The 6,464-nt window shown below is 72.6% G+C and carries 4 protein-coding genes; all 4 read left to right on the forward strand.

Going from position 1 to position 6,464, the window contains the following annotated elements; genetic code table 11:
* Positions 1-560 precede the first annotated feature (560 nt).
* The gene (locus D1643_RS09145) at positions 561-1,619 is read left to right on the forward strand and encodes a hypothetical protein (RefSeq protein ID WP_160710326.1); all 1,059 of its coding nucleotides are present in this window, start codon (positions 561-563) and stop codon (positions 1,617-1,619) included.
* Between the two features lie 423 nt (positions 1,620-2,042).
* Positions 2,043-2,468 carry a PaaI family thioesterase gene (locus D1643_RS09150; protein ID WP_160710327.1) on the forward strand — a complete coding sequence of 142 codons (426 nt, stop codon included), beginning with the start codon at positions 2,043-2,045 and terminating at the stop codon, positions 2,466-2,468.
* On the forward strand, positions 2,465-3,706 hold the full coding sequence (locus D1643_RS09155) for an acetate/propionate family kinase (protein ID WP_160710328.1): 1,242 nt from the start codon (positions 2,465-2,467) through the stop codon (positions 3,704-3,706). Before D1643_RS09150 ends, D1643_RS09155 begins: the two co-directional genes overlap by 4 nt.
* 915 nt (positions 3,707-4,621) lie before the next feature.
* The coding region (locus D1643_RS09160; RefSeq protein ID WP_160710329.1) for an ABC transporter ATP-binding protein/permease at positions 4,622-6,464 on the forward strand (1,843 nt) is incomplete at its 3' end.

A 6,464-nucleotide genomic window follows, 5' to 3' on the forward strand; every position in this document is an offset into this window, starting at 1 on the left:
AAGGGGGCGGGGGCGGGGGCGGGGGCTGGGGCGGGGGCGGGGGCTGGGGCTGGGGCTGGGGGCAGAATTCCACCCCTTTACCTGGGGCGCAGCAGGTTTTTCGCGAAGTTACCCAAGATTATGTGACAACGAACGCATGCGACTCCCCCACAATGAGCCGCTCCGGGGCAGCCGAGAAGGTCTGGCAGGCGGCCCTGGAGCCAGGGGGCGCGGCCGGCGGCCACGGGCCCGGGGGAACAATGGCCCCGAAGCCGCTGCCGCGCCCAACCCGATGCCCCGGCCGACCCTCTTCCTCTTGCGGCCGGGGCACCTGCGGCAACGCCTTCTGCACAGGGGGCTGCCGCCCTGCCCGCCCACCCCTTGGCCACGCGAGTCGCCAGGCGTCTTGCCCTTCGCCTGTCGCTTGCGGTCGCCCCTCCCTATCTCGCGCCCCGCCGTCCTGCTCCTCACAGGCGGCCGGGGCGCGCAGATCCCCGTCGGCCCGCGACCGACGCGATGCCGCCCTGCAGCCGCGGCGCGCGCGGATCGCGGGCCGACACGCTCTGGGCTACAATGGCCCCATGGACACCACCACCGCCCAACGACTCAACGAGCTGAACGCCCGCTTCTACCGGGAGCACGCCTCGTCGTTCTCAGCCACGCGCCAGGCACCGTGGGAGGGCTGGCGGCGCTGCCTGGCCAGGGCGCTCGAAGCGCTTGGCGAACCGCACGCCTCTGACCCCGCCCCGGCCGATCCCGCCGCGGGCGCGATGCCGCCTCGCAACCTCCAGGCCACCGGCAAGATCCGCGCATCCGGGGGTGCCGCCGCGGGAGACGCGCCACGGCCCTCGGACGAAAGCGCCCCGGCCGGGGACGCACGGCGCTTCGCCTGGCCTCCCAACGCCCGCACGTCCCCCGCGCCTGACGGGCGAACGCTCCGCGTGCTCGACCTGGCATGCGGGAACCTGCGCTTCGAGCGCTTCCTCATGGACGCGCTGCCCGACCTTGCGATCCGCGTGGATGCCGTGGACAGCTGCGCGACCCTCGCCGACGGCGCCACCGCGCTGCCCGGCGTGCGCTTCCACGAGCTGGACGTAGTGTCAGCGCTCCTGGGCGGCGCGGGCACGGCGGCGAGCCAAGCGCGAGCCGAGGCCGGCGACCGCGCGTCAGCGGACAATCCGACGGCGGTCGTGGCGGGCGCCCCGCTCGCCCTGCCCCGACTCACACCCTGCGACCTGGCCGTGAGCTTCGGGTTCCTCCACCACGTGCCCGGCTTCGAGCAGCGCGCGGCAGCGCTCGCGGCGCTCGTCGCGCAGCTGCGACCCGGCGGCGTGGCGGCCGTTTCGCTCTGGCAGTTCCTTGATGACGAGCGCCTGGCGCGCAAGGCGGCGACCAGCCATCCCGCCGCCCTCGTCGACCTAGGCCTTGATGAGTCCGCGCTCGACGAGGGAGACCGCCTGCTGGGCTGGCAGGACGCTCTCGGCGCCTGGCGCTACTGCCACCACTTCGCCGAGTCCGAGGTCGACGCCCTCTCGGCCGCCGTGTGCGCCGCCACCGGCGCCCGCGAGCTGGCGCGCTTCAGCGCCGACGGCGCCTCCGGCCGCCTCAACCGCTATCTCCTCCTCCAAGTCTCCGCGTAGCCACGCCCTCCCCGCAGCGCGGGCGCCCGCCCTCCCGCGCTCGCCGCGCAGGCAGCGCTCCACGACCCGGCGGCCCGGCCCACAGCGGGCCGCCGCCACTTTTTCCCTCCGAAATGGCACTAATTGGCAGTTTGGTACGGTAAGACGGGCGCGCCGGAGCGGCAGGCCGGCCAGCTGGTTTCTGCGACCTGGGAAAACGCCGACTGGGCATCATCCAGCGCGCCCTCGGAAACGCCAAAGGGCCTCGCGCACCGTACCAAACTGCCAATTAGTGCCATTTTCCGGCGAAAAAGCGGCTGTAAGCCCCCCCCCGCGCTCCGCCCCGGCGCTTCCTACGGTTCGGAGGAACCCGCCGCACGGCCGGGTCGGGCGCGGGCGGCGCCGCTATACTGTGACGCGACACCGACCACGGAAAGGCACGCCATGGAACACGAGGATACCACCTGCGGCGTCGACGGCCTGATCAGCCTGCTCGGCATCCGCTTCACCGAGGCCACGCCCGAGCGCTGCGAGGCCGTCATGCCCATCACCGATGCCGTCCTCCAGCCTTTCGGCTTCGTGCACGGCGGCGCCACGCTCGCCCTGCTCGAGACGGTGGCCAGCCGCGCAGCCGAGCTGCGTGCCGACCTGGAGACCGAGCGCCCCTTCGGCACACGCGTCGACGTGCGCCACCGCAAGTCAGGCCGCGCGGGCAGCGTCCGCGGCGTTGCTGAGCTCGAGCGCGTGGAGGGCGTCAAGCAGATATGGCGCGTCAACGCCTACGACGACGAGGGCGACGTCATGTCCACCGGCACCTTCGAGACGAAGATCGTCACCCTCGCCTACCTGGCCGAGAGGGGGCGCCGATGAAGGTCCTCACGCTCAACGCGGGCAGCTCGTCGCTCAAGTACCAGCTCATCGACCTGGCCACCGGAGTCGTGCTCATCCGCGGGCTCTGCGAGCGCGTGGGCGGACCCGATGCAGTCCACACCTTCGACCGCGGCTTGGGCGAGCTCAAGCGCGCCGAGCCCCTCCGCGATCACCACGACGCGCTCCAACGCGTGATCGCCGTGCTCACCGAGGTCGAGCGCGGGCCCATCCGCAGCCTGGCGGACATCGACGCCGTGGGCCATCGCATCGTGTCGGGCGGCGAGTTCTTCAGCGCATCCACCCTCATCGACGATGACGTGCTCGACAAGATCGCCGTCTGCTCGGAGCTCGCTCCCCTGCACAACCCGCCGGCGCTCAACGTCATCCGCGCCTGCCGCGAGCTCATGCCCGGCATCCCCGAGGTGGCCGTCTTCGACACCGCGTTCTTCCAGACGCTGCCGCCGCGCGCCTACGTCTACCCGCTGCCCTACGAGTACTACACCGACTACCAGATCCGCAAGTACGGGGCCCACGGCACGTCGCACCGCTACGTGGCGCGCCATGCCGCCAAGATGATCGGCGCCGATGTGTACGACCTGCGGCTCATCACGTGCCACCTGGGCAACGGCGCGTCCATCGCCGCGGTGGACCACGGAGTGGCCGTGGACACCACCATGGGGCTCACGCCGCTCGACGGGCTCATGATGGGCACGCGCTGCGGCACCATCGACCCGGCCGTGGTGACCCACATCCAGACGCGGTTGGGCTACACGCCCGAGCAGATGAACGAGATCATGAACAAGAAGAGCGGGCTTCTGGGCGTGTCCGGCGTGTCGAGCGACCTGCGCGCGGTAGAGGAGGCGGCGCTGGCCGGCAACGAGCGCGCCGTGCTGGCGCTTGAGCTGTACGCGTACTTCATCAAGCGCTACATCGGCCAGTACTTCGCCGTGCTGGGCGGCGCGGACGCCATCGTGTTTACGGCCGGCGTGGGCGAGAACTCCGAGTACATGCGCGAGAAGTGCCTGGCCGGGCTGGAGCCGCTCGGCATCGTGCTCGATGCGCGAAGGAACCGCCTGCGCGCCGGCGAGCGCATCATCTCCGAGGATCGGTCGCGCGTGAAGATCATGGTGATCCCCACCAACGAGGAGCTGATGATCGCCCGAGACGTGGAGAAGATCGTCGACGAGCTGCGCCACGCCGAGGAGCGCCGGGAAGAGGTGGAAGAGACGCTGGTGTAGCGCCGGGCCGGGACGCGGGGACGCCGGGGGGTGGATGCGCCCCGTCGCGGCAGGCGCTCGCGGGGCAGCGGGAGGCGCGGGGCCGGATGCGTGCCGTCGCGGCGGGCGCTCGCGGGGCAGCGGGAGGCGCGGGAGGCACGCTGGGCGGGAAGGGCATCCGATCTGATGGAGCCAGGCCGCGGAGGCCGCGTGCGGCTTGTCCGCCAGGAGGAGCCAGATGCGAGCCGCGGCGGCGGGCGCGGAACTGGGAGAAGTCGGGCACTCACTGGTTGCCCATGATGACGTAGCACAGGGCCGTGCGGGGCAGCGAGGAACGCGGGGGCCGGATGCGGGCCGTCGCGACGGGCGCTCGCGCGGCAGCGGGAGGCGCGGAGAATCCGCGGAAGCCGCGTGCGGCATGCTCACTGGGAGGAGGCGCGGGGGGCAGGGCGAGGGGACGCGGGAGGCCGCGTGCGCCCCGTCGCGGCGGGCGCTCGCAAGGCCACATAACCGGATGAGGGCCGTCGCGACAGGCGCTCGCGGGGCAGCGGGGCAGCGGGGGACACGCTGAGCGGGCTGCACTGGGCCAGGCCGCGGAGGCCGCGTGCGGCTTGCCCGCCAGGAGGAGCCATACCGGGCCAGGGCGCGGGGGGGTCGGATGCACCCCGTAGCAACAGGCGCTCGCAGGACCACAGAACCGGAGCCCCCCCCCGCAGCAGGTGCTCGCCCCCTGCGGGAGGCCTCCGCGACGCGACGGCCACAGGGACATGGCCACGGGAAACGCGGCCATGGGAAGGTTGTGGCACAAAATTACCGATGGTTTACTTTCTTCCTCCCTCCCCCTAGAATACGCGTGTTAACCATATTAAACTTGTAGGCGGCACCGGAGCCCATCGCCAAGCGAGGGCGCCGCGCCGCGAGAGGGGGGAACGCTCCATGCTTGACAGGCGGCTGCTGGCCCTGGCGCCGGGCGCGCGACGCGCCATCGCGCTGGACGTGGCGCTCCAATGGGTGGGACTGCTGGCAACCATCGCGCTGTTCTACCTGATCGGCCTGTTCCTGCAGGCCGTGCTGGCCGGGACGGCCACCGCCGAGGGCGCCGCCTGGCTGGCCGGCGCGGCCGCCGCGGCCATCATCGTGCGCTGGGCCGCCCAGGCCCAGGCGACCGCCTGCGGGGTGCGCGCCGCCACCGCGGCCAAACAGGCCGTGCGCCAGCAGGTCTACGACAAGCTCGTGCGCCGAGGGCCGGCCTACCGCGAGGACGTCTCCACCGCCGAGGCCGTCCAGGTGTGCGTCGAGGGCTGCGAGCAGCTGGAGAGCTACTTCGCCCAGTACGTGCCGCAGCTGGCCTACGCGCTCATCGCCCCGCTCACGCTGTTCGCGTTCCTCGCGCCGCTGTGCCTGCCGGCCGCCGTGGGGCTGCTCGTCTGCGTGCCGCTCATCCCCCTCTCCATCATGGCGGTCATGCGCGTCGCCAAGCGCACCATGCGCCGCTACTGGGGCTCCTACACCGACCTGGGCGCCAGCTTCCTCGAGAGCATCCAGGGCCTCACCACCCTCAAGGTCTACCAGGCCGACGAGGCGCGCCACCAGGCCATGAACCGCGAGGCCGAGGGCTTTCGCCAGGCGACCATGCGGCTTCTGCGCATGCAGCTGTCATCCATCGCCATCATGGACCTGTTCGCGTTCGGCGGCGCCGCCGTGGGGATCCTGCTCACGCTGGGCAGCTTTGCCGCCGGCAGCGTCACCTTCGCCGGCGCGTTCACCGTCATCTTCCTTTCGGCGGAGTTCTTCATTCCGCTGCGCGCCCTGGGGTCGTACTTCCACACGGCCATGAACGGAATGGCCGTGGCGGAGAAGATGTTCGCCATCCTCAACGTGGCCGAGCCGGCGCGCGGAACGCGTCCCGTGGAGGGGACGGCCCTCGTGGCGCGCGGCGTGGGCTACTCCTACGACGGCGAGCGCACGGTGCTCGACGCCGTGGACGCAGAGGCCCGCCCCGGCGAGCTGGTGGGCATCGCCGGGGCGAGCGGATCGGGGAAGTCGACGCTGGCAGCCGTCCTGTCCGGTGCGGCGCAGGGCTTCACGGGCACCGTGGAGCTGGGCGGCGCCGACATCCGGCAGATCGACCCCGATGCGCTGCGTCGCGCGGTGGTGCGCGTGGGCCACGACAGCTACCTGTTCAAGGGAACGGTGCGCGAGAACCTGCTGATGGCGGCGCCGGCCGCCCCCGACGAGGCCCTCTGGGATGCGCTGCGCCGCTGCCGCCTCGACGCCTTCGTGGCCGCAGCCGGCGGCCTGGACGCGCCGGTGGCGGCGCGCGGCTCCAACCTCTCGGGCGGCCAGCGGCAGCGCCTGGCGCTGGCTCGCGCCATCCTGGCCGACGCGCCGGTGTACCTCCTCGACGAGGCCACGTCGAGCGTCGACGCCGAGAGCGAGGCGGCCATCGTCACGCTCGTCGAGGAGCTGGCGCGCACCCGCACGGTCGTCATGGTGGCGCACCGCCTGAGCACGCTGGCCGGCGCCGATCGCATCTACGTGATGGATCGCGGCCGCGTGGCGGAAAGCGGCACTCACGCCGAGCTGGCCGCGGGCGATGGCCCCTACGCCGCCATGTGGGCGCGCCAGGCTGCGCTCGAGGAGCGCCTCGCCCAGGAGACGCGGGAGGGCGCGGAGACGGCCGCGCGGGCGGCTGCGGCGCCGGGGGCGGGCGCGGAGACGACCGGGGCAGACGGAGGCACGACCGGCCAGGAGGGCGCGGCGGGTGCGGGTGCGGACG

It is taken from the genome of Enterorhabdus sp. P55, from assembly GCF_009911695.1.
Classification (GTDB): domain Bacteria; phylum Actinomycetota; class Coriobacteriia; order Coriobacteriales; family Eggerthellaceae; genus Enterorhabdus.